19 protein-coding genes are annotated in these 19932 nt (G+C 62.0%); 12 read left to right on the top strand and 7 right to left on the bottom strand.

Annotated features, from left to right (window positions below; all coding sequences use genetic code 11):
- Nucleotides 1-51 precede the first annotated feature (51 nt).
- On the top strand, nt 52-387 hold the full coding sequence (locus ACOFKT_RS02620) for a hypothetical protein (protein WP_419805881.1): 336 nt from the start codon (nt 52-54) through the stop codon (nt 385-387).
- 422 nt (nt 388-809) lie between these two features.
- On the opposite strand, the gene egtD is transcribed toward ACOFKT_RS02620, so the two are convergent.
- Together egtD and egtB are read right to left on the bottom strand one after the other, a co-directional pair.
- Entirely contained in the window at nt 810-1862 is a 1053-nt protein-coding gene (egtD, locus tag ACOFKT_RS02615) for an L-histidine N(alpha)-methyltransferase (protein WP_419805880.1), read from the bottom strand.
- A gap of 368 nt (nt 1863-2230) precedes the next feature.
- Complete coding sequence (gene egtB, locus ACOFKT_RS02610; protein ID WP_419805879.1) at nt 2231-3709, bottom strand: ergothioneine biosynthesis protein EgtB; 1479 nt, start codon at nt 3707-3709, stop codon at nt 2231-2233.
- Between the two features lie 380 nt (nt 3710-4089).
- Between egtB and ACOFKT_RS02605 the strand changes: the two genes are divergently transcribed.
- The 7 genes from ACOFKT_RS02605 to ACOFKT_RS02575 all read left to right on the top strand — a co-directional run bounded on the left by ACOFKT_RS02605 (nt 4090) and on the right by ACOFKT_RS02575 (nt 7824).
- Nucleotides 4090-4896 (top strand): ComF family protein, encoded by an 807-nt coding sequence (locus ACOFKT_RS02605; RefSeq protein ID WP_419805878.1) that lies wholly within the window; start codon nt 4090-4092, stop codon nt 4894-4896.
- A 60-nt stretch (nt 4897-4956) separates the two neighbouring features.
- On the top strand, nt 4957-5589 hold the full coding sequence (locus tag ACOFKT_RS02600) for an HNH endonuclease (protein WP_419807085.1): 633 nt from the start codon (nt 4957-4959) through the stop codon (nt 5587-5589).
- 255 nt (nt 5590-5844) lie between these two features.
- Nucleotides 5845-6021: a hypothetical protein gene (locus tag ACOFKT_RS02595; RefSeq protein ID WP_419805877.1), complete on the top strand. Its 177-nt coding sequence runs from the start codon at nt 5845-5847 to the stop codon at nt 6019-6021.
- Between the two features lie 62 nt (nt 6022-6083).
- Entirely contained in the window at nt 6084-6260 is a 177-nt protein-coding gene (locus ACOFKT_RS02590; protein WP_419805876.1) for a hypothetical protein, read from the top strand.
- Nucleotides 6261-6324: 64 nt separating this feature from the next.
- Nucleotides 6325-6501, top strand: a complete 177-nt coding sequence (locus ACOFKT_RS02585) for a hypothetical protein (protein ID WP_419805876.1) — start codon at nt 6325-6327, stop codon at nt 6499-6501.
- 64 nt (nt 6502-6565) lie between these two features.
- Nucleotides 6566-6742, top strand: a complete 177-nt coding sequence (locus tag ACOFKT_RS02580) for a hypothetical protein (protein ID WP_419805876.1) — start codon at nt 6566-6568, stop codon at nt 6740-6742.
- A 62-nt stretch (nt 6743-6804) separates the two neighbouring features.
- Complete coding sequence (locus ACOFKT_RS02575) at nt 6805-7824, top strand: hypothetical protein (protein ID WP_419805875.1); 1020 nt, start codon at nt 6805-6807, stop codon at nt 7822-7824.
- 597 nt (nt 7825-8421) lie between these two features.
- Here ACOFKT_RS02575 and ACOFKT_RS02570 read toward each other — a convergent pair.
- Nucleotides 8422-10323 carry a 30S ribosomal protein S1 gene (locus ACOFKT_RS02570; protein WP_419805874.1) on the bottom strand — a complete coding sequence of 634 codons (1902 nt, stop codon included), beginning with the start codon at nt 10321-10323 and terminating at the stop codon, nt 8422-8424.
- A 390-nt stretch (nt 10324-10713) separates the two neighbouring features.
- On the opposite strand from ACOFKT_RS02570, the gene ACOFKT_RS02565 reads away from it, so the two are divergent.
- On the top strand, nt 10714-11289 hold the full coding sequence (locus ACOFKT_RS02565; protein ID WP_419805873.1) for an HIT family protein: 576 nt from the start codon (nt 10714-10716) through the stop codon (nt 11287-11289).
- Between the two features lie 184 nt (nt 11290-11473).
- Nucleotides 11474-11638, top strand: a complete 165-nt coding sequence (locus ACOFKT_RS02560) for a hypothetical protein (protein ID WP_419805872.1) — start codon at nt 11474-11476, stop codon at nt 11636-11638.
- A 117-nt stretch (nt 11639-11755) separates the two neighbouring features.
- Here the strand turns inward: ACOFKT_RS02560 and ACOFKT_RS02555 are convergent, their stop codons facing one another.
- The 4 genes from ACOFKT_RS02555 to ACOFKT_RS02540 are packed head-to-tail and all read right to left on the bottom strand — an operon-like array spanning nt 11756 to nt 16830.
- Complete coding sequence (locus ACOFKT_RS02555) at nt 11756-13672, bottom strand: DUF4097 family beta strand repeat-containing protein (protein ID WP_419805871.1); 1917 nt, start codon at nt 13670-13672, stop codon at nt 11756-11758.
- Between the two features lie 2 nt (nt 13673-13674).
- Nucleotides 13675-15090, bottom strand: a complete 1416-nt coding sequence (locus ACOFKT_RS02550) for a hypothetical protein (protein WP_419805870.1) — start codon at nt 15088-15090, stop codon at nt 13675-13677.
- A complete protein-coding gene (locus ACOFKT_RS02545) occupies nt 15074-15949 on the bottom strand; it encodes a zf-HC2 domain-containing protein (RefSeq protein ID WP_419805869.1) in 876 nt (291 codons plus the stop codon). Before ACOFKT_RS02545 ends, ACOFKT_RS02550 begins: the two co-directional genes overlap by 17 nt.
- Nucleotides 15946-16830, bottom strand: a complete 885-nt coding sequence (locus ACOFKT_RS02540) for an RNA polymerase sigma factor (protein ID WP_419805868.1) — start codon at nt 16828-16830, stop codon at nt 15946-15948. The genes ACOFKT_RS02545 and ACOFKT_RS02540 overlap by 4 nt, the downstream gene beginning before the upstream one ends.
- Nucleotides 16831-17011: 181 nt before the next feature.
- Here ACOFKT_RS02540 and ACOFKT_RS02535 point away from each other — a divergent pair, with 181 nt between their 5' ends.
- On the top strand, nt 17012-18331 hold the full coding sequence (locus tag ACOFKT_RS02535; protein ID WP_419805867.1) for an SGNH/GDSL hydrolase family protein: 1320 nt from the start codon (nt 17012-17014) through the stop codon (nt 18329-18331).
- A gap of 88 nt (nt 18332-18419) precedes the next feature.
- Nucleotides 18420-19907, top strand: a complete 1488-nt coding sequence (locus tag ACOFKT_RS02530; RefSeq protein WP_419805866.1) for an MATE family efflux transporter — start codon at nt 18420-18422, stop codon at nt 19905-19907.
- The last annotated feature ends 25 nt before the right edge of the window (nt 19908-19932 follow it).

Raw genomic sequence — 19932 nt, 5'->3', positions numbered from 1 at the left:
GAACACTGGATGTAAGCCGAGTTTTTGTGGTTCCTCGGCACTAGGTGTTTTATGCTTCACAACAATTTAATCAGTTCGATCCAGGAGCGATCTTCAGAGTTAGTCCAACATGGTGGCCTGCAGCTGGTGCCCAAGGGCCAGTCCTCTGCGCGACCGGGCGTGCGGGCGCTGCCGGAACTGGTCAGCATCTCCGCGCGGCGGTGTTCCGCTTTCTTTGCGGAAGCAGCGGTACTGGTGTTGGTTTTCGGAGTTCTGGATTTTTTTATACAGCACGGGCACGTGGATGGTGTTTGGGTGCTGGGCGCGCTGACCATCAGCGTGGCGCTGTTAGCGGCGAGCGTTGGGACAGAGTTTACGGCCCGGCGCTGGCTTGGGGCACAGCCTTAGCGTTCCTACCGAAGTGATAGGAGAGGAAGAGGCCGAGTGATCTCGGCCTTTTTTGAAAATCACGAGTGCATTTTTAATCGCACTCGTGATACGCACCGGCACATAGATCCTCCAGCTCAAAATGAGGCTGCCTCGAGTAAGCCAATCACTTCAGGCCCCGCACCGTTTGCTTTCGATGTCTACCTCGGCGGCTAAAGCCGCTTCCGCACCGGGCTACCTGACAAACAGAGCGGAATTGTGCACCTCTGCTTCACAACGCACGTGATGCGTTTCAGTGCTGAGCACCGGCACCCACCTCCGTCGGAGAGCGCAGGCTGCGGACCTGAGCCAATCCGGTTGCAGTTCGCTCGACTCACACCTCGGCTAAAGCCGCCTGTTCTTTACGCCTCTGCTTGGCTGACGGAAAAACTCGTCGCCGGCGGCTACGAGCTAGCGGCAACGGTGGAGAGAGTTACGGCGAAGTAATTTTGCGGATCGGTGAAAGTTTGAGTTACCGAAAAGCCACCTTCGCGGAGTAAGCCGGCGATACTTTCGCGCGTGAATTTGTAACTGTTTTCGGTGTGAATGGTTTCGCCTACCTGAAAGGGAACGCTCAGGTTGAGCGCGGGAATGCGGACGTACTGGTTTCGCGTGCTCTTCAGGTGCATTTCAATTCTTGACGCTTCGCGGTTGAAGCTGGCGACATGGCGAAAGGTGGAGAGGTCGAAGCTGGCGCCGAGCTCGCGGTGGAGGCGGCGGAGCATGTTGAGGTTGAAGGCTTCGGTGACACCATCGGCATCGCAGTAGGCGGCCTCTAGCGCGGCAGTGTCCTTAACCAGGTCGGTGCCGAGCAGCAGGGTGTCGCCGGCCTGCAGTTGCGCGCGGAGATTGCGGAGGATCGCGACGGCTTCGGCGTGGGCGAAGTTGCCGACAGATGAGCCGATGTAGAGGGCCAGGGTCGGGCCGTTGTGGGGCGGGATACCGAGCACGTCCGTGACGTAGTTGGCGATCTCTGGCTGGATGTTGACCTGCGGCAAGGTTTGCGCAAGCGAGTCGCACGCTTCCGCAATCGCGCTGGCAGAGACGTCGATGGGCAGGTAGCTCGTTTCGCCCTGTGCGCGGACGGCGGCGGCAAGCAGGATCCCAGTCTTGGTGGCGGTGCCGGCGCCAAGTTCGAGAAGACGGAGTTTGCCCGCGCCGTCAGAGGTGATGTGGCCGTCTCCGGTGGCCTGGTGCCAGGCGGTGAATGCGGCGGCGATGATGCGATCAGCCTCGGCGGTGAAGATGGCGCGCTCGGTGCGGGTTAGGTAGTACTCGGGCAAAAGCGTGATGCGCTCGAAGAGGCGTGAGCCCTCGGCGTCATAGAAGAGCCAGGCGGGAAGCGATTTGTGCGAGGCGGTCAGGCCGCTTCGCACTGCTGCAGCGACCGCCGGGTCGATGTTACGGGCTGTTGCGGTGGTGCGCGATGGCTGGAGCGGGGCGGAGTAAGTGCTCATCGAAAAGGTGTCCTGAGTGCGTTGTCGGTTTCGGAGTGAGCGAAATGGCTACTGGAAAGCGAGTGCGGTGGTGTGCTGCGGGGCCTTAGGGTGGTGTTTGCGAGAAGCAGATCCTTCGCTGCGCTCAGGATGACACTGTTTCTCCTTGGATGACACTGTCACCTTTGGGTGACAGTTTTTTCTTGGGTGGCACTACTGTGCTGGGTGGCAACCTACGTCTTTGAATGACACTGTCTGAATCGGGTGACACTGTTTCCTGAGTAATTCTGTCAGTGCTGGTGGCGCTTTCTGTCCCGGTGAGACTGCATTTGTTGAATCTCAGGAGACCATGACTTTTGCCAGGTTCGAGTGCGGCGTGGAGCGAAGGTTTAGAAGGCGCGGGCAAGGCGAATGCCGCTAAATTGCCAACGGGTCGCCGGTGAAAAGAAGTTCCGATAGGTGGCGCGAGCGTGTGTGCGTGGCGTGACGCAAGATGCGCCGCGCAGGATGATCTGACTGGACATGAACTTGCCGTTGTATTCGCCGAGCGCGCCGGGCAGCGGCTTGTACCCTGGATAGCCGGTGTATGGGCTGGCGGTCCACTGCCAACAGGGGCCGAGCATCTGCGACAGCGCTTCGGTGGTCGCGGGGGTCGGATGAAGGACGTTGGACTCGAGGAGGTTGTGGGTGTCCTCATGCCGCGGGAGAAATGCGGGTTTCTCCACTACGGACGAACGATAAAACTGTTCGTCCTCCGGTCGAAATGACAACCTTGCGTTCTCGTTCTGCGGTCGAAGTGATGACTTTGTGTTCTCGTCCTGTGATTGAAACGATGGGCTTTCGTTCTCGTTCGAGTTATGAGCGAACGTGGTGGTCGCGTGTTCCCATTCGGCTTCGGTCGGGAGTCGACAACCACGCCAGCGGGCGAAGGCGTCCGCCTCAAAAAGGCTGACGTGACAGACGGGCGTGTCGAAAAGATCGCCCAGGTCTCGCCAGCCGCCCAGGGTGAAAATGCGCCAGCCGTGCGGGTCCTCGGATGAGCGCTGCCAATATAGAGGAGCCTGCCAGCCCTCGCGCTCGACGGTGTCCCAGCCCTCGGAGAGCCAGAGCTCGGGGCGGCTGTAGCCATTGTCGTTCAGGAAGGCGAGGTATTCGCCGCAGGTGGTGAGGCGGTTGCTGATGGCGTATGGCTGCAGGTAAGCGCGATGACGCGGCGTCTCGTTGTCGAAGCAGAAGTCTAGCGGGTCGGCGGTATCGAGCGGATAACCTATGTCGACGAGGCCGCCTTTAAAGTCGATCCACTGTTCGCGCGTGACGCTGCCGGCCAGGGTGCCTATGGGCTGATCGCGGTAGGCGGGCTGAAGCGGGTTGGTGAAGAAGGCGTGCTTGATGTCGGTGAAGGCGAGTTCAAGATGCTGTTGCTCGTGGTTCAGGCCGAGGACGATGCGGCGGATCGCTTCTTCTGGAACGGCAGGGTCGGCGAGCAAACCTGCCATGGCTACGTCCACGTGAGCGCGGTAGGCGAGGATCTGATCGAGCGATGGGCGGGAGAAGGAGGCGCGAAGCTTCTTTTCCGGAATCTCTTCCCCGAGCGACTTGTAATAACTGTTGAATAGCCAATGGAAGTCGGGATGGAAAGCACGGTAGTTCTGTCCAAACGGCGTGAGGACGAAGGTTTCAAAGAACCAGCTGGTGTGGGCCTGGTGCCATTTGACGGGGCTCGCCTCGGCGCAGGACTGGACCATCTGGTCCTCGGCGGACAGCGTGGCGCACGCGGACGAGGTGGCGCCCCGAATACTGCGGTAGTGTGCCGCAAGCTGATGGGCGGAGTCGGAACGTTGAATTACAGCGGTAGGCGTGGTGGCCATAATGTCCTTGGCGGCGAGATCGATAGAGCTTTGGATGCGGGCATGGCTCGCTTTGATGGACTTGTTTGCGAGGTTCAGTTTCGTTCAAACGCAGAGGGTCGTCGCGTGGGCGGATCAGGGGCCGAGCGGGCCGAGCGGCAATGGCATGAAAGCAATCGTGCCTGAGCCCTTTCCATTGTGTGTGGTTGCGATTAGACTGCAGGCACCGGAACCAGTGCAGACCGATTGCCGGACCGGACACAAGCCGAGCGAGGTGCGTCTTCCCAAAGGCGTTTGACCGGAAACTCGAAGCGAGAGTGACCCCGCCTGCCACGGCCGGCGAGGGCTTTCGAACGCGCGTCAGGATCGAGCCACAGCGGCACATTTCATTCCGCATCACCATGCGATCGGCTTGGCGCCATGCTGCCGGGGCAGTTGCGAGCGTTCTTGCTCCGTCGGACTGCCGGGCATGCGGCGGACCGCTGCTGGATGCGCAGCGGTTTGCGGCGTGCGACAGATGCGTTGCGTTGCTGCGGGCGGAGGCGGCCGCACTCTGCGGGCGATGCGGCGAGCGGCTTGCCGTGGAGGACACGGCGGGTGCGGGGTTCAGCCGGGCAGGCGAAGTGCTTTGTGAGGGATGCGCTGCGGAGCCGCCGCGGTTTGTGCGCGCATCCGCGTTCGCTGCGTACGATGGCACGCTCCGCACGCTGATCCGGCTGCATAAGTTTGAGGGCCTAGAGGAGCTGGCGGCACCCCTGGGCACGCGATTGGCGACGGTGCTGCGGCGTGTTGCGGAGGATGTCGAAGGCGGTCCTCTGCACGTGGTGGCTGTGCCGTTGTTCGGCAACCGGCGTCGCTACAACCAGAGCGTGCAGTTAGCGGATGCCGCGGTGCGCGAGCTACGCCGCACGGGCGAGGCTGTACGATTTGTGGCAAACCACGGGTCGTTGCGGCGCACCCGCGCGACGAATAGCCAAAGTCACCTATCTCCGACGCAGCGGAAGACCAACGTGCGTGGCGCCTTTGCTGTTCGCGGAGATATGACGGGCTGGACGATCATTCTGGTGGACGATGTGTACACCACCGGCGCCACCGCGGCGGAGTGTACGCGCACGCTGCTGGCGTCGGGCGCGGCGGCGGTTCATGTGGTAACACTGGCCAGGACGCAGCCGGAACGGGTGGAACGCTGGGACGCATCGGCCCGCTAAGTGGAGCCGATGGCAAGGTACTGCGAAGTAAAGCACGCCAAGACGGGAGGAGTCGAGACGATGATGTCGAGCAAAGTGCGCAAGCAAAAATCGCTGGCGAAGTGCCATGCCCTGCACGCGCCGGGCACACGCGACGAAGCCGGACGGGAGCGTCAGCGATCGGCGATGCCGCTGCAAATGCCGGTGTTGGTGTTGAACGCGTCGTATGAGCCGATCAATATCTGCGGTGCACGACGGGCGCTGGTGCTTGTACTGAAGGGCATTGCACGCACCGAGGAGGAACAGGGTGCCACGCTGCATGCCGCTCGGGTGAAGATGGCGCTGCCGTCCGTGATACGGCTGCTCGAGTATCGCCGGATCCCGCACCAGACCCGGGCGCTGTCCCGCAAGAACATCCTGCTGCGGGACCGCAATACCTGCCAATACTGCTGCGCGGTGCTGAGTTCGAACGAGATGACGCTGGACCACGTGTTGCCAAGGTCCAAGGGCGGCCTGTCTACCTGGGAAAACCTGGTGGCGTGCTGCCACGAATGCAACCGACGCAAGGGCAATCAGTTGTTGCATGAGTTGACCGATATGAAGCTGCAACGGGAGCCGCGTCCGTTCTCATTGCACACCTCTCGTCACATCATGCGGATGATTGGATCTGCCGATGCGAATTGGAGGAAGTACCTGTATTTCGAGGCGGAGTAAAGAGGTTAATGCTGCCTAATAGCGACGGTCTTGCTGCCGGAAAACGACGCAACGAGGCTCCAAATACGATTCATGGTTGAAAAGTGTTGCGCTCTGGTATGGTGTATCTAAGTCCCCGTTAAGCAGCGAATTACATCAGTAACTTGCACATCTGTACAGATTTGCAACAGTTATAACTTGCTCGACATGCTGCCGTGCACTCTCTAGAGTAAGTCTTGCCTGGCTGATCCTAAGTGCCAGAGAGGAGACTTACTCATGAAGACCCTGCGCACCGCCGCTATCGCCCTCGCCCTGACCGCCATCGCCACTGTCGCCGCCCTGCCCACTGTCAACGCGGGCGACTCGACCTCTAAAGGCAAGGTCATGCAGGCTGCCGTGCCAACACCGACTTGCGGTCCTCACGATCCGAATGGCTGCGGCATCTACCGCTAGATAGTCGCCGAAAGTCAAGTTTCCAGTAACTCAAGTTCTTAACAAATAAACGGAGATCACCCATGAAGACCCTGCGCACCGCCGCCATCGCCCTCGCCCTGACTGCCATCGCCGCCGTCGCCGCCCTGCCCACCGTCAACGCGGGTGACGCAACTTCTAAAGGCAAGGTCATGCAGGCTGCCGTGCCAACACCGACTTGCGGTCCTCACGATCCGAATGGCTGCGGCATCTACCGCTAAGTTGACCATCGGATTTCAGATTTTCGAGTAACTCAAACTCAGGCTACGTAAAACGGAGATCATCATGAAGACCCTGCGCACCGCCGCCATCGCCCTCGCCCTGACCGCCATCGCCGCCGTCGCCGCCCTGCCCACCGTCAACGCGGGTGACGCAACTTCCAAAGGCAAGGTCATGCAGGCTGCCGTGCCAACACCGACTTGCGGTCCTCACGATCCGAATGGCTGCGGCATCTACCGCTAAGTTGACCATCGGATTTCAGATTTTCGAGTAACTCAAACTCAGGCTACGTAAAACGGAGATCATCATGAAGACCCTGCGCACCGCCGCTATTGCCCTCGCCCTGACTGCCATTGCCGCCGTCGCTGCCCTGCCCACCGTCAACGCGGGCGACGCAACTTCCAAAGGCAAGGTCATGCAGGCTGCCGTGCCAACACCGACTTGCGGTCCTCACGATCCGAATGGCTGCGGCATCTACCGCTAGCCTAAGCTTTTGCGCAGACGCGCGCGCTTGAGTATTCTCCTCACAAGGAGTCGATCTCGCCCGTGCTCACCCCTTGGTTTTTCGCCCCGTTTGGTCTGTTGGACCTGCTGCTGGGTGCAATCACGCTCTTTCTGCTCCTGCGCTCCAAAAGCCTTGCGGCATACTGGCCGATGCTGGCTATCACGCTATGGCAGATCGTTCCAGCGATCACGCTCGTCGCGCTTCGCGAATACCGAGTCTTCTCCGCACAAGTAGCGTATGAGATCTACTTCTACACCTATTGGATCACTTTCGCGTGTGCGGCTTTCTCTTCCGGTCTTGTAACTTATACGATTTTCACCGAAGCACTGCGCCCGCTGAAGGGGCTTCAAAGTCTCGGGCTTATCATGTATCGCTGGATTCTGGTCATTAGCGCAGCGTTGACGATCAGTGCTGCGTTCAGCGTTTCGAGTAATTACGACGAAGCTGTGGTGCGTGTCGTTTACGAAGCACAGAGAATCAGCAGCATCGTCGTTCTCGGCTTAGTTGCGTTTGTCGTCGCTACGGTTCGCCCCCTCGGTCTTACTTTTCGAAGCCGCATTTTTGGTGTGAGCCTCGGGTTGTGCGTGGTCACTTGTGCCAATATCTGGACAATTGGCTACGTTTTCCGAACGCATGATTTGTATAGCACTCCAGATTTGGTTCGGACCTTTGCGGACTGCACCGCGCAAGTAATTTGGATCTGGTATTTTGCGGTGCCGGAGCCGGTGCGGAAGTTTGTGCTGCTGCCGACGACTTCGCCGTTTCATGCATGGAATCTGGTGTCGGAACGAATGGGGTATGACCCAGGGTATGTGGCGATCGGTGGCGTGCCGCCGGAATCGTTTGCCGATGCGGAGCGTAAAATCTTCGAGCGGATCGCGGCGCAGGATACGGGCCGGGCGCCACGGCTCGCGGAAGTCGATACTGATCTTTCCCTGCCGAGAGGATGGAGTTCCGCAACGTCTGAGGCGACAGAGCGTTTCAACCGCGCCTGGGATTTTCGGTATGAGCAAGAGGCTTTGGACAAAGAACAGGCTGTAGCGCAGAGCGCAGCAAAGTAGCCCTCAGCCGCGCTTTGGAGCTGCGACATAATCAAGAGGCACTAGAGACAGAGCGACTATGCGTATGGCGCAAGATATAGTTTTCGATCGGTCTGCCGCTTGCATCCGGCAGCGAGGCGTATCCCGCTCCCGTCCGAACGCGAAGGCTTCGCATGGTGCGATCTCGCCGACCATGCCATGTTGTATTTGACTTACCGGCTTCGGTATGAACTTGGGTCGATCGCTTGTTGTGCAAGTAACTCAATCGAAACATCCGCATCGTTGCGTTTTCGAAAAGACGATCTTATAGACGTGTCTGCAAGTGCGTCTGAGAAGTAACTTCATGACTTTCCCATCTCTGCACCCTCTTCAAAGTACATCGGGCCGCAGGCGCCGAGTGAAACTCAGCAATGTTGTGCACGCCCGATGCAGTTCCGAACTGCACGCTGAGGTCTGCCCTCAGAAAGCCTTGATTTGAAGGTCGGCGATCGTGCAGTTGTGCTCAAGAAGCGTCGCTCACTCGCAAACTTTGAAGAGATAGAGAAAAAGAGCCGCTCCGAAGAGCGGCTCTTTTATGGAAACAACATTGCTGGTTAAATCAGGCCTGCGCGAAGCGTCTTACCGCTCCGAACGCTTCCAGTTGATCAGGTCGCCAAGGGTGGTCGATGAGGACGAGTTTGACGAGGAAGTATTGCCGCGCTCAGACGGCTGCTTGTAGCTTTCCACCTCTTCGCGGCTAGCCTCTTCGCCTACGCCACGCAGGCTCAGCCCGACCTTCTTCTCTTCCGGGCTCATCTTCACGATCTTGAACTCGTGCTCTGAACCAACCTCAAGGTTGACCTGCTTGCCGTGATCGTCCACCGCTTCGGAGACGTGACAGAGGCCTTCAACACCCTCAGCCAGTTCTACGAAAGCGCCGAACTGAGCGGTGCGCAGGACCTTACCTTTGACCACATCACCAGTGCGATGCTGGGCGAAGAAAGTGTCCCAAACATCGGGTTCCAACTGCTTGACGCCGAGTGACAGACGGCGGTTCTCCGGCTCAACGCCGAGAACGACTGCCCGTACTTTCTCACCCTTCTTCAGAACTTCCGACGGGTGCTTCACCCGCTTGGTCCAACTCAGGTTGGAAACGTGGACGAGACCGTCGATGCCATCTTCGATTTCGATGAAGGCACCGAAATCGGTCAGGTTGCGGACGCGGCCCTCAACCGTGGCGCCGGTGGGGTATTTGTTCTCAAGCTGCTCCCACGGGTTGTCCTGCAGCTGCTTCATGCCGAGCGAGATGCGGCGATCGTTCGGGTTGACCGCGAGGATAATGGTGTCGACTTCGTCGCCGGGCTTGACCATCTTCGACGGGTGCTTCATCCGCTTGGACCAGGTCATTTCCGAAACGTGAACGAGTCCTTCGATGCCCTGTTCGAGCTCGACGAACGCGCCGTAGTCGGTGACGGAGAGAACGCGGCCCTTGACCTGTGCGCCAATTGGGTAGCGCTCGATGGCGTCGAGCCACGGGTCAGGCGTGAGCTGCTTGAAGCCGAGCGAAACGCGCTGCTTATCCTTGTCGAACTTGAGTACCTTGACCTGAATCTCATCGCCAACCTGGACCAGGTCGCGCGGATGCGTCAGGCGACCCCAGCTCATGTCGGTGATGTGAAGCAGACCGTCCAGGCCGCCGAGATCGACGAACGCGCCGTAGTCGGTCAGGTTCTTAACAACGCCGGTGAGGATGGTGCCCTCCTCCAGCGTTTCAAGCGTGACGGACTTGCGTGCGTTCTGCTCTTCCTCAAGAATTTCCTTGCGAGAGATGACCACGTTGCCGCGCTTCTTATTCAGCTTGATGACGCGCACGTCAAGCGGCTGGCCGAGATAGGTGTCCAGGTTGCGGACGGGCCGAATCTCAACCTGCGAGCCGGGCAGAAATGCCTTGACGCCGATGTCGACGGTCAAGCCGCCCTTGACGCGCGAGAGTACAGTGCCGGTGACCGGAGTCTTTTCGACAGCGGCCTTTTCGAGCTGGTCCCAGAGGCGGTGGCGCTGCGCCTTTTCATAGCTGACGAGATAGCCACCCTCGTGCTCCTCCCGCTCCACAACCACTTCCACCGCATCGCCCACGGCAAGCTTGGGCTCACCGGTGTGATCGATCACCTGCTCCTTCGGGATCAGGCCTTCGCTCTTCAGGCCGATATCGACGACGACATACTTGTCGGTGATCTTGATGACGGTGCCGGTGACGACCTTGTCCTCTTCCATGGCGGAAGCGGCGGCGGCCTTATCTTCCGCCTGCTCACGGTCAAAGGACTCGAGCGCAGCGGCGAAGTCGGCGGCGTCATAATCGACGTCGTCGGGACCTGCGTTGATCGAGACCGAGTCGACGGAGGGCTCGGGCGTGACCAGGTGGCTGGCGCCCACGGGGGCATCGACGACCGGGTCAGTCACTGGGCCGTTGGCAGCAGCGGCGTCCGGTGTGTGGTGGGTGGTTTCAGCCGCGTGCGTGTCAGCGGTTTCAGGGGTCGGCATGGTTTCCAGTTCGGTGCTCAGGGGTTTGCTCTCAGGTAGAAGTGTTGGATCGTAGGTGCGGATGGAAGAAAGAGACGGCAGAAATCCCACGAAAGTTGCAGACGACACAGAAGCGTGGCCCTGCGGCCACGTGTGTTGCGTTTGCGAAATGTTAGGAGTGCCGGCGGTCTCGTCTCGCCCAAGCTCAAAAATAGTATAGCGCCGTGAAAATCAGCGGGTCAACGCGCCCGGCAATCACGACTGCAGTTATGAGGCGACACCTTCTGCCAAGTACGCGCGGTCTCTTTCCGGGTAGGACGCACGTGGGAGTTGTGCCTGACAGCGAACGCGACCGGACTGCCTGACAGGCTATCTCTGGTGCGGCAACGGCAAGCCGCATATGGTTGAGCTATGGACAGACTTTGGACACCCTGGCGATACGCTTACACGACCGGGCAAACGACCGCGGGGCGCAAGGGGGTGCCTGCGGAGCTGGGTGCGTTTCCGGAAGACCACCATTCGGTGTTTCTGAACCTGATCGGCGCGGTGCAATGGGCCGATCGCTCCGGCGGGCTGGGGCGGGTGGCGGCGGAACGGGCAGGTCATGTTTTGTTGCAGGCTCGCTGGAATTTTGTATGCCTGAACGCATTTCCGTACACCAGCGGACATGTGATGGTGGTGCCCTATGAGCGGGTCGCGTCGTTGGCGGCGCTGCCGGGCGATGCCGCCGGCGAGATGATGCAATTGGCGCAGCGGATGGAAACCGCGCTGCGGGAGGTGTACCGCCCGGAAGGGATCAACCTTGGAATGAACCTGGGGGAGGCGGCGGGCGCGGGCGTGGCGGACCACTTGCACCTGCACATTCTGCCCCGATGGCTCGGTGATACGAATTTTATGACGGTTGTGGGGGAAACACGGGTCATGCCGGAAGCGCTGAGTGACACGTGGAAACGGCTGCGAACGGCACTTGGAGAGCCGCTAGCATAATTGGTTGCTTTACCGCTGAACATTTGCTGGCGTTTGTACAACTTTGGTACGGTCGCATGCATCTTTCGTAATAGCCCGTACGAGGTGTGCCATGAACCGAAAGCCTACGTCCACCACCTCTCGCCTCCTACCGTTTCGTACAGCAGCTGCGAGTTCGCAACGGCCTAACCTGTTGGATAAACTGATGAGCCGGCCCACGGTGGCGAACGTATCGCCAGCGGAGAGCGGCCCTGTAGAAGAGCAGGATGCCGTGCTGAGCGGCATGACACGTTCGCTGCACCGGCGGGTGAGCGGACTGAACCTACCCATCGCGATTCGGACGGAGACTGTGCAACGCCGCGTTGCTTAAGCCCATCCGTCTGACTGTAGCAAGTTATTGAAACCTCCCCCAGATGCAAGGAAGCCGCTCCGAATGGAGCGGCTTCTGCCGTTTCGGTCACGGTTGATCGCGGCAGGTGTAGCGGTTTTATTGAGGTAATGGCGGCGGAGGAGGCGTGCTGGCCGACCCGGCAGAGCGTTCGGCCTGCTTACGTGCCTGGCCGGCGTCCGCCAACGCTTGCTTGCGAGCTCGTTCTGCCTCTCGCCGTGCCTGGGTGGCTTCGCGCTGCGCGTCCGCGATTTCCTTCCTCGCGTCCTTCATGCTCTGGCTCACGTCGGAGGGCAAGGTGGTCAGGGATGGCGGCAGCGGCGGCATGGGCGGCAGCGGGGCCTGCTCGTTCCGCGCAAGCGCGATATTGCCGTGCGTGGTGGTGAGGCGGATCGACGAGCCGCCGACGCCCACAGTCGTGGTCAAGGTGCCGCGGTGTGACTGATTGTTCGAGCTGGTGGTGCCGGGAAAGTCGCTCTGCACGGTGCCATCACTGGTTTCCGCGGCAAGCGAAAACTTTGCGGAGCCGGGCAGCGACAGACTTACATCACCGTCACGGTTATCGACGGTGATCGCGCCGGTCGGTTGCACGGCTGTAATGTCCACATGACCGCTGCTGTTCGTCACCTGCATATCGCCGCTGACACGGTCGAGAGTGATGTTGCGGCTGCGGGTGTGCACGGTGATGGGCCCAGCAACGCCGCGCGCGGTGAACTCATCATCCTCATCGAACGACACTTCGCCGTCGACACGCTGCGCCGTGAAGCTGATGCGGCCCGCGTTGTAGTTCACCGCACCCGCAACATGCTGCAGGTGTCCGCTGCCGAAGAAGTTGCCGTTCACGCCGACGGTGCCGTGGATGTCATTCAGGTTTACCTCATTGCCGCTGCCGGTCACCAGAACAGCGCCCTGCACGCTGTGGATCTGCACCTCGCCATGGCGCGAGTTGGTGCGAACCTGCACGTCTCCGGCGATGCCGGAAAGTTCGACATCGCCATGGTTCGCGTTGATGGAAACGGGAGCGTGAAAGGAGTGGACGGCAACGTCGCCATGATTGGAGTTGAGCACCACATGAACGCCACGCGGAACGGTCAGGGTGAGTCCGGCGGAGCTACTTTCGTTGCTCGCGACGCGCAGAACCACGTAGGGGTCGCTGCCGGTGAACTGCGGATCGAGCTCGGACAGAAGATTGTTGACGCGGCCGTCGTCGTTGGCGAAGACTTCTTTGTGTTCGGCCAGGTGGATGAGGCCGTCGTCGCTGGTTCCGTCGACGGTCACGTCACCATGGTCGTTGTGGATCTCCAGCGTGCCCTCTGGCGCGATGGTATGGGTGACCGCAGCGGCGTCCTCCTCATGCTTGGAGCCGAAGAACTGGTTGAAGTCCTGGCCTGTCCAGCCGAAGTTCCACTGATTGCCGATATGGTGGATGCCGCCCTGGGCGGCCAGGCCGAGCACCGAAATCAGGATCAGCAGCCAGACCGTACCGCCGCCGATGGCGAAACGCACCGGAACGCCGCGCGATTCGGACTGATGCCGTGCAATGGCCCACTCAACTAAGCGGAGCACGCCCGCGGCGATGAGGACGAGTGGCCACCAGCGCGCAAACCAGCCCAGCAACTCGAAAGCGGGAATGCGGCCGTTGTAAACAAGCAGGGCCACGCTGGCGATGGCGATCAGAAGCAGCGGACCGATGATGGACTGGGCGCGATTGCTGCGGCGCACGGCGCGGAATTGCGCGCGCTGTGTCTCCGCTGCCATGCGGGCCTGCTGGCGCATGGCGCGCACCTGCTGCCGGGAGGCTTCGCGCTGGTACTGCGTCCAGGCTTTGGCCTGCTGGCGCTGTGCGCGGCCCTGTTCCCGCTGTGCCTCGGCCCAGGCGCGTTCCTGCTCGCGCTGAATGCGCGGATCAGGAGAGTAAGGGCCGCCAGCGTATGCCTGGTTGCGCGGGTCGCCGGGCTGGAAAGGGCCGCCCGGATTGCCCTGGTTCGGTGGGGGTGAGTTGGGAGGGGTTGCCATGGCTAACGGACCTCCCCTTCGGCGGTGTTGGACGACGCAGCAGAGGAAGCCGCCGCCGAGGCGCTGCCTGCCGGACCCGGGTTCACGGGCGCGTAGGCGTTCTGGAAGACGGGCGGATCGAGGAGCATGCGGTTGTAGAGCGAGCGGTCAGCAAGCTGTAGCAGGCCAAAGACGATCAGCAGGTAGGGCCACAAGTAGTGCCACGAGGTGAGGTGCGCCCCGGCGATTGTCTGCAAAACGCCGATCAGGATCAGGATGATCCCGAGACGGGCCTGGTGCAGCAAGCTCCATTGGTAAGCGGCCGTGCCCGGCTGGTACAGCTTTCGCGTGGCTGCCGTTTGCTGTATCAGCAGGATTACGCCAAAGATGAAGCAGGTCGCAGCACCGAAGAAGTAGCCGCGCCAATAGAAGTTGTGGGCCAGCGAGCCGGCCAGTGCGAGCACGCCGAGGCCGATGAGCCAGATGGCTCCGGTGGGTACGCCCGATACCGGCTGCGGTGGGTACGGGGGCATCGCTGCCGGATCGATGGGCGCGTAGGTAGCCTGATACCCGCCGGTGGGTGCACCGCCCATGTCCGCGATAACTTGCCTGCGAACTGCTTCCGGGTAGTCGGGGTGATCGGTCGGCGGCATGGTGCCCGGTGGGTACGGTGCGGGTGGAACCGGCCAAACGTAGGGGCTGCCGGTGCCGGCGTAAGCCGCGGCAGAGCCGTAGGCGGAGGATGGACCGGAGTAGGTGCCTCCGGCAGCGGCTCCGGTTGCGGCGTCGACAGGCGGACCGGCGTATGGGTTGGAGGTACGCGCGGGGTCCGCGGCGGCGGTGCTGCCGGGTGCAGGGCGCGCCACGAAGTCGCCCCAGTTCGGATTGTGGGGCATGCCGAACCGCTCGCCGATGTTGTTCAGGCCGAACGGATCGGGAGCGACCAGGCCGTCGCGGCGGGCGCGGGCGGTCTGGTAGGCGTCAAAGATCATGTAAAAGATCCAGCCGGCGACGAAAATGCCGAAGACGTCCACGTGCTCCGCCACTTTGGTCAGAACCGCAAAGATAACGATGTGCACGACGCCCTTGGCGAACTGGCCGTTGTACATGGCGCCGACGCCGGGAATAAAGCCAAGCACAAGCGCAAGGCCGGGATTCGGCGAGCCGGGTACGGGCGGCGGGGGCGCGGGGTAACCATACGGCGGAGCGTAGCCGGGCGGCGGCGGGACATAGCCGGGCGCAGAGTACGCGTCAGCCGCGGGACCGGTGTAGTTTGCGCCGGCCGCGTTGTAGCCGGGACCGGCGGCGGCATCATAGCCCGCCGTGCCTGGACCCGCGGTGTAGCCCCCTGCGGCAGAGGCAGTGCCCTGCCCCGGTGCACCGGTGTAAGCTCCCGTCCTGGCGGCTTGTGGATCGTTTGCTTCAGGCGTGCCGTTCATACGCGAGCTCCTTTCCGCAATTGCCGGCTGCGGAAGCCGCTGGAAGCAGGACGTGGACGGGGATGAGCATGGCCGAGAGCCGAAGCGGTTGCTTGCTGCGCGATCTGGAACGGTGGGGCGAGTGCAGTTGCGAGTGCGCGCCATTGCCGGCAGGATCGGGCTTGTCCGGCTCCTTTTTCTGCGGCGCGGATTTGCCACTGTCGCGGTCATCGTCGGCCTGGCGTATTTCGTTGACCCGCGATTCCAGCTCGTACACGATGCGCAGGTTGTCGTAGTAGCGGACGACGCGGGCCTTGCCTGCCCAGAAGCTGTGGTTCAGGCTGGAGGGTTTCAGGCTACTCAGGTGAAAGTCACGCGGCGAAACGCCAACCAGGTTCATGGTGAGCGCGATCGAGAAGAACGCCATGGCAGCCGTCATGGCAAAGCGTGGCTGCATGGCCGCGTGCAGCACGCGGGCGGGCCAGGCGCGCTCTTCCGCGTGGCGGAAGGGCAGGACGGTTGCCAGATGTCCCGCCGGGTAGTCGTTACGCGGCAGACCGACAAGGATGGTCTCGCCGTGACGAATGGGGAGAGCGACCTGAACGTTGCCGGAGGTTTCCGCCAGGATGCGGCTGAGCAGCAGGGACGAAGGCTCGGGCGGATCCGACTTCAGCTCGCCCAGGAAGCCGAGGCCTTCGAGCGCGTCGTGATACACGCGGCTGCAGCCGGGGCAGCCCTCAAGGTGGAGATCGAACTGCGTCTGATCTTCCGGGAGCAGGGCGCCATCCATGGCGTCCTGGATCATGCGCTCGCACTGCGAGCAGGTAAGGCGGCTGCTTCCGACGCGGGCGGTGGCGGGATGGAGCATGTCGTCGTTCATCGCGCCGCTCCTGCCGCCAGAGCCGGGCGAGCGATGCCTTCACGCTGCAGGATGCGCGCCAACTCGGCGCGGCCGCGGCTGATGCGGCTCTTCACGGTGCCCTCCGGCACGCGCAGCACCTGGGCGACTTCCTTGTAGTCCAGGTCTTCCAGATCGCGCAGGATGACGGCTTCGCGCAACTCGGGGGAGATTTGTTTTAACGCGTTCTGGATGCGGCTGCGCATCTGCTGGCGCGCGACGTTTTCGAACTGTCCGGTGCGGGAGTCGGCGAGCTGTTCGGCGCGGGTCGGGCCTTCGCCGTCCTCCATAACGGTGACGTCGAGGGAGTCGGTGGCGCGGTCCTGGCGCGTGCGCCGGAAATGATCCACGAGCAGGTTGCGGGTGAGCGTGACGATCCAGGTCTGGAACGCGCCCTTGGATGGGTCGAAGCTGCCGAGGGAGCGGTACAGCTTGACGAAGACGTCCTGCGTCAGGTCCTCGGCGTCGGTTTGCGAGCCGGTGAAGCGGTAGCAGATGCCGTAGATGCGGCGGTGTTGCAGGCGGACCAGCTGCTGCCAGGCACCGGCGTCGCCCGCCATGCAGGCCAGGGCGAGCTGCCGAAGCTGTTCCTGCTCGGCGGCGCGGGCCTGGTCAACGGCGGCAGCGGTTTTGCCGTGAGCGGGCTGCGCACGGTCGGGCTCGCCTGAGGCGTGGTCTTGCACAAGGCTCAGCACGGGAAACTCGGTGTGGGATGCGTCGAGTGTAACGCGCGAGTCAACCGGAGCCTGAGCCGGTGCGGGCTGTGGCCGCGCCGCACGCTTTGGCCGCGGCCGAGGACCGCGCTCCGAGACCGTCGGCCAGAGCGAGGGCAGCGGAGCAAAGGGCGGAAGCGCGATGGGCATCGTGGCCATGGAGAGCTATACGCAAGCCGCCGCAGATCGGTTCCCAGTGCCGTGAGACATGGCAGCAGGGCGGATCGCGGGCCGCCTTCGGGGTAAGTAGTGCGGGTCCGCCAGGCCAAGGCAGCTTGCGTGGCGACGCCTGCATCATGTTGAGCCCGGACGGAGCGGTACACTCGGCCATATGCGCCGGCTTGCCACTGCCCTGCTCTTCTTGTTCTCCGTTTCACTGTGTGCCCAGAAACATGGCTGGCTGGGAACCTGGGCGACGGCCAACGTGCCGATGGGCACGCCGCAGCAGGAGAGGCTGCACCTGGGCGAGGCGATGATGACGGTGCGGCAGGTGGTGCACCTGAGCCAGGGCGGCACGATGGCGCGGGTGAAGTTCACAAACGAGTTCGGGACGGCGCCGCTGCATATCTCGTCGGCGCACGTGGCGTTTCTGGCGGCGGGGTCGAAGATCCTGATCCACACCGATAAGCCGCTGCTGTTCAGCGGGCAGCCGGGCGTCACGATTCCGGCGGGCGGATTTGTGGCCAGCGATGCCGTGAAACAGGTGACGCCAGCCTATGGCGACCTGGTCATCACCATGGTGCTGCCGGTGCAGCCGATCCCTGTGGTCACGCACCATAGCCTGGGACTGACCGCTACTTATATTGTTGCCGGGGATCGCGTTGGCGACGAGCAGTTTGCACCGCTCAGCACGCCGCCGCCCGGGTTAGCCGCGCCGGACGTGGCCGCTCCGATCCAGCAGCCGGACCCGCTGGCAAAGCCGATCGTGCGGCAGAATGCGCCGGGTGCGGCAGAGAAGGCGCCGGGCACGCCGGACGCGCCGCTCATCGTGAGCTCGTACCTTTTCCTGAAGGACGTGGAGGTGGACTCGGGTAGGAAATCAAAGGCGGTGGTGTGCTTTGGCGATTCGATCACGGACGGCGTTGGCTCCACACCGGAGACGGACCGCCGCTACCCCGACCAGTTCAGCGGACTGTTGAGCTTGACCACGCACGAGATCGATGTTGCGGTGTTGAACGCGGGCATCAGCGGCAACCAGCTGCTGCAGGACGATGCCGGGCCGAAGGCGAGCGATCGCTTCGATCGCGACGTGCTGACGCAGCAGGGCGTGACGCACGTGATCCTGCTGGAGGGAATCAATGACATCGGCCACGGCGGGGTGACTGCGCAGCAGGTCATCGACGCAATGACCGCGCTGGCGGTACGGGCACATGCGAAGAGGCTGCGGATCTATGGTGCGACGCTGACGCCGTTTGAGGGTGCGAAGTACTACACGCCGGAACGCGAGGCGATCCGGCAGCAGGTGAATGCGTTTCTGCGGCAGAACACGGTCTTCGACGGTGTGATCGACTTCGACAAGGCGACGCAGGACCCGCAGCACCCCTCGCAGTTCCTGCCCAAGAACGACCATGGCGACCACCTGCATCCGAGCGACCTGGGCTACACCGCGATGGCCTCGGCGATCAACGTGAAGTGGTTCCGGAAGAAGTAGTTCGGCTGGAGTCTACACAGGCGCCCTGTGGTTTCACGGGACAGGCCGGTGTTCCCGGATGCGTTGATGAGCCAAATATCGCGTTGACGTGGCTGCAACAATCGGCATCACAACCGACGTATCAATGCAGCTTGATTCCGACCTACGAGCTCCCGCAGTCGCCGGCTCACGACCGGCGAAGGGGCTTTTTTCGCGCCTACAGCACGAGCTGGGATGGTCGCTGCGCATTGGCGGACCGCTGGCGCTGGGCGAGCTGGGCTGGATGTCGACTTATATAGTCGATGCGCTGATGATCGGGCGGCTTCCGCACTCGGCCCTGGCCATCGCGGCCAGTTCGCTGGGCAACACGATCTATTACGCGATCGTATTTTTCGTGATTTACCTGCTGAACGGCATGGAAGCCATGGTGCCCCAGGCAATTGGCCGGGGGGACCGGCCAGAGGGCGTCCGGCTGCTGGCGCAATCGTTCTGGATCGTGCTGGCCGGGACGCCGGTGGTCATGGTGGCGACCATCGCTTCGTTGTGGTTGTTGCCGATCTTCGGCACGCCACCGGAGATTGTCGCCGAAGCGCGCCGCTACCTGGTGGCGCTGATCTGGTCAACTGCTCCCCTGCTCGGCTATATGGCGTTGCGGCGATATTTGCAGAGCATCAACCGCGTGCTGCTGGTCAGCGTGAGCCTGATTACGGCGGGCATTGTGAACTGGGCCGGGGATTGGGCATTTCTATTTGGCCACCTGGGTCTACATCCGATGGGTGTCGCCGGCTCCGGTTGGAGCACCTGTGTCGTGCGCGTGTGGATGCTGGTTCTTCTGGTGATCGGCGTCGCCCATGCGCTGCGGCGCGATGGCCTGCGTTTTACCGCTTCGATGCTGCGGCCAGACTGGTCGCGGCTGAAACCGATGTTGCGCATCGGCCTGCCAAGCGGCATCGACTTTTCTGCGGACCTGCTGCAGGCGACGGTGCTGGGCGTGATGGCCGCCCGGCTGGGCACGACTCTGCTGGCGGCAAACCAGGTCGTGCTGGACCTGACGGCTTTTCTTTACATGGTTCCCACCGGCATGAGTTACGCAGCCGTGGTCCGGGTGGGCCAGGGGCTGGGCCGTTCCGACTTTTCGCAAATCCGCCGCTCCTTGACTTCGGTTTTGCTCCTGAGTGGCGGCTTCACGTTGCTGGTTGCAATCCCCTATGTTGGTTTTCGGCATACGTGGGCTGCCATGTATACCAATGACCCGGCAGTGGTGACCGCGGCGACGCCGATTTTTCTGTTCTGCGCTGCCGGCCTGCTATCCGACGCGATTGCGGTGTCCTACGCCGGCGCGTTGACGGGCCTGAGCGATACGCGCTCGCCGCTGATTGCCAACCTGATCGGCAATTGGCTGTTCGGGATTCCACTCGCCTGGTGGCTGGGCGTCCACGCGGGTTACGGTTTACGCGGATTGTGGTTCGGCCGCGCATTCGGGTCAGTCATCGCCGCGCTGATTCAGCTACTCGCCTGGAACTATCACATGCAGAAAGCTGCGCGAAGCAGCGAGCCCGCGGCACTGTACCGTATGATCCCCTCACCTGCCAAATAGCCACGTCAGTATCTTTGCTTCGGAG

Origin of the sequence: Terriglobus sp. (assembly GCF_965201105.1) — a bacterium.
Classification (GTDB): domain Bacteria; phylum Acidobacteriota; class Terriglobia; order Terriglobales; family Acidobacteriaceae; genus Terriglobus.
This window is presented reverse-complemented; position numbering and strand designations above follow the sequence as displayed.

Coding starts and splice junctions, on each gene's coding strand:
- ACOFKT_RS02620 (WP_419805881.1), top strand. CDS start 52: ATGCTTCACAACAATTTAATCAGTTCGATCCAGGAGCGATCTTCAGAG.
- egtD (WP_419805880.1), bottom strand. CDS start 1,862: ATGAGCACTTACTCCGCCCCGCTCCAGCCATCGCGCACCACCGCAACA.
- egtB (WP_419805879.1), bottom strand. CDS start 3,709: ATGGCCACCACGCCTACCGCTGTAATTCAACGTTCCGACTCCGCCCAT.
- ACOFKT_RS02605 (WP_419805878.1), top strand. CDS start 4,090: ATGCGATCGGCTTGGCGCCATGCTGCCGGGGCAGTTGCGAGCGTTCTT.
- ACOFKT_RS02600 (WP_419807085.1), top strand. CDS start 4,957: ATGATGTCGAGCAAAGTGCGCAAGCAAAAATCGCTGGCGAAGTGCCAT.
- ACOFKT_RS02595 (WP_419805877.1), top strand. CDS start 5,845: ATGAAGACCCTGCGCACCGCCGCTATCGCCCTCGCCCTGACCGCCATC.
- ACOFKT_RS02590 (WP_419805876.1), top strand. CDS start 6,084: ATGAAGACCCTGCGCACCGCCGCCATCGCCCTCGCCCTGACTGCCATC.
- ACOFKT_RS02585 (WP_419805876.1), top strand. CDS start 6,325: ATGAAGACCCTGCGCACCGCCGCCATCGCCCTCGCCCTGACCGCCATC.
- ACOFKT_RS02580 (WP_419805876.1), top strand. CDS start 6,566: ATGAAGACCCTGCGCACCGCCGCTATTGCCCTCGCCCTGACTGCCATT.
- ACOFKT_RS02570 (WP_419805874.1), bottom strand. CDS start 10,323: ATGCCGACCCCTGAAACCGCTGACACGCACGCGGCTGAAACCACCCAC.
- ACOFKT_RS02565 (WP_419805873.1), top strand. CDS start 10,714: ATGGACAGACTTTGGACACCCTGGCGATACGCTTACACGACCGGGCAA.
- ACOFKT_RS02560 (WP_419805872.1), top strand. CDS start 11,474: ATGAGCCGGCCCACGGTGGCGAACGTATCGCCAGCGGAGAGCGGCCCT.
- ACOFKT_RS02555 (WP_419805871.1), bottom strand. CDS start 13,672: ATGGCAACCCCTCCCAACTCACCCCCACCGAACCAGGGCAATCCGGGC.
- ACOFKT_RS02550 (WP_419805870.1), bottom strand. CDS start 15,090: ATGAACGGCACGCCTGAAGCAAACGATCCACAAGCCGCCAGGACGGGA.
- ACOFKT_RS02545 (WP_419805869.1), bottom strand. CDS start 15,949: ATGAACGACGACATGCTCCATCCCGCCACCGCCCGCGTCGGAAGCAGC.
- ACOFKT_RS02540 (WP_419805868.1), bottom strand. CDS start 16,830: ATGCCCATCGCGCTTCCGCCCTTTGCTCCGCTGCCCTCGCTCTGGCCG.
- ACOFKT_RS02535 (WP_419805867.1), top strand. CDS start 17,012: ATGCGCCGGCTTGCCACTGCCCTGCTCTTCTTGTTCTCCGTTTCACTG.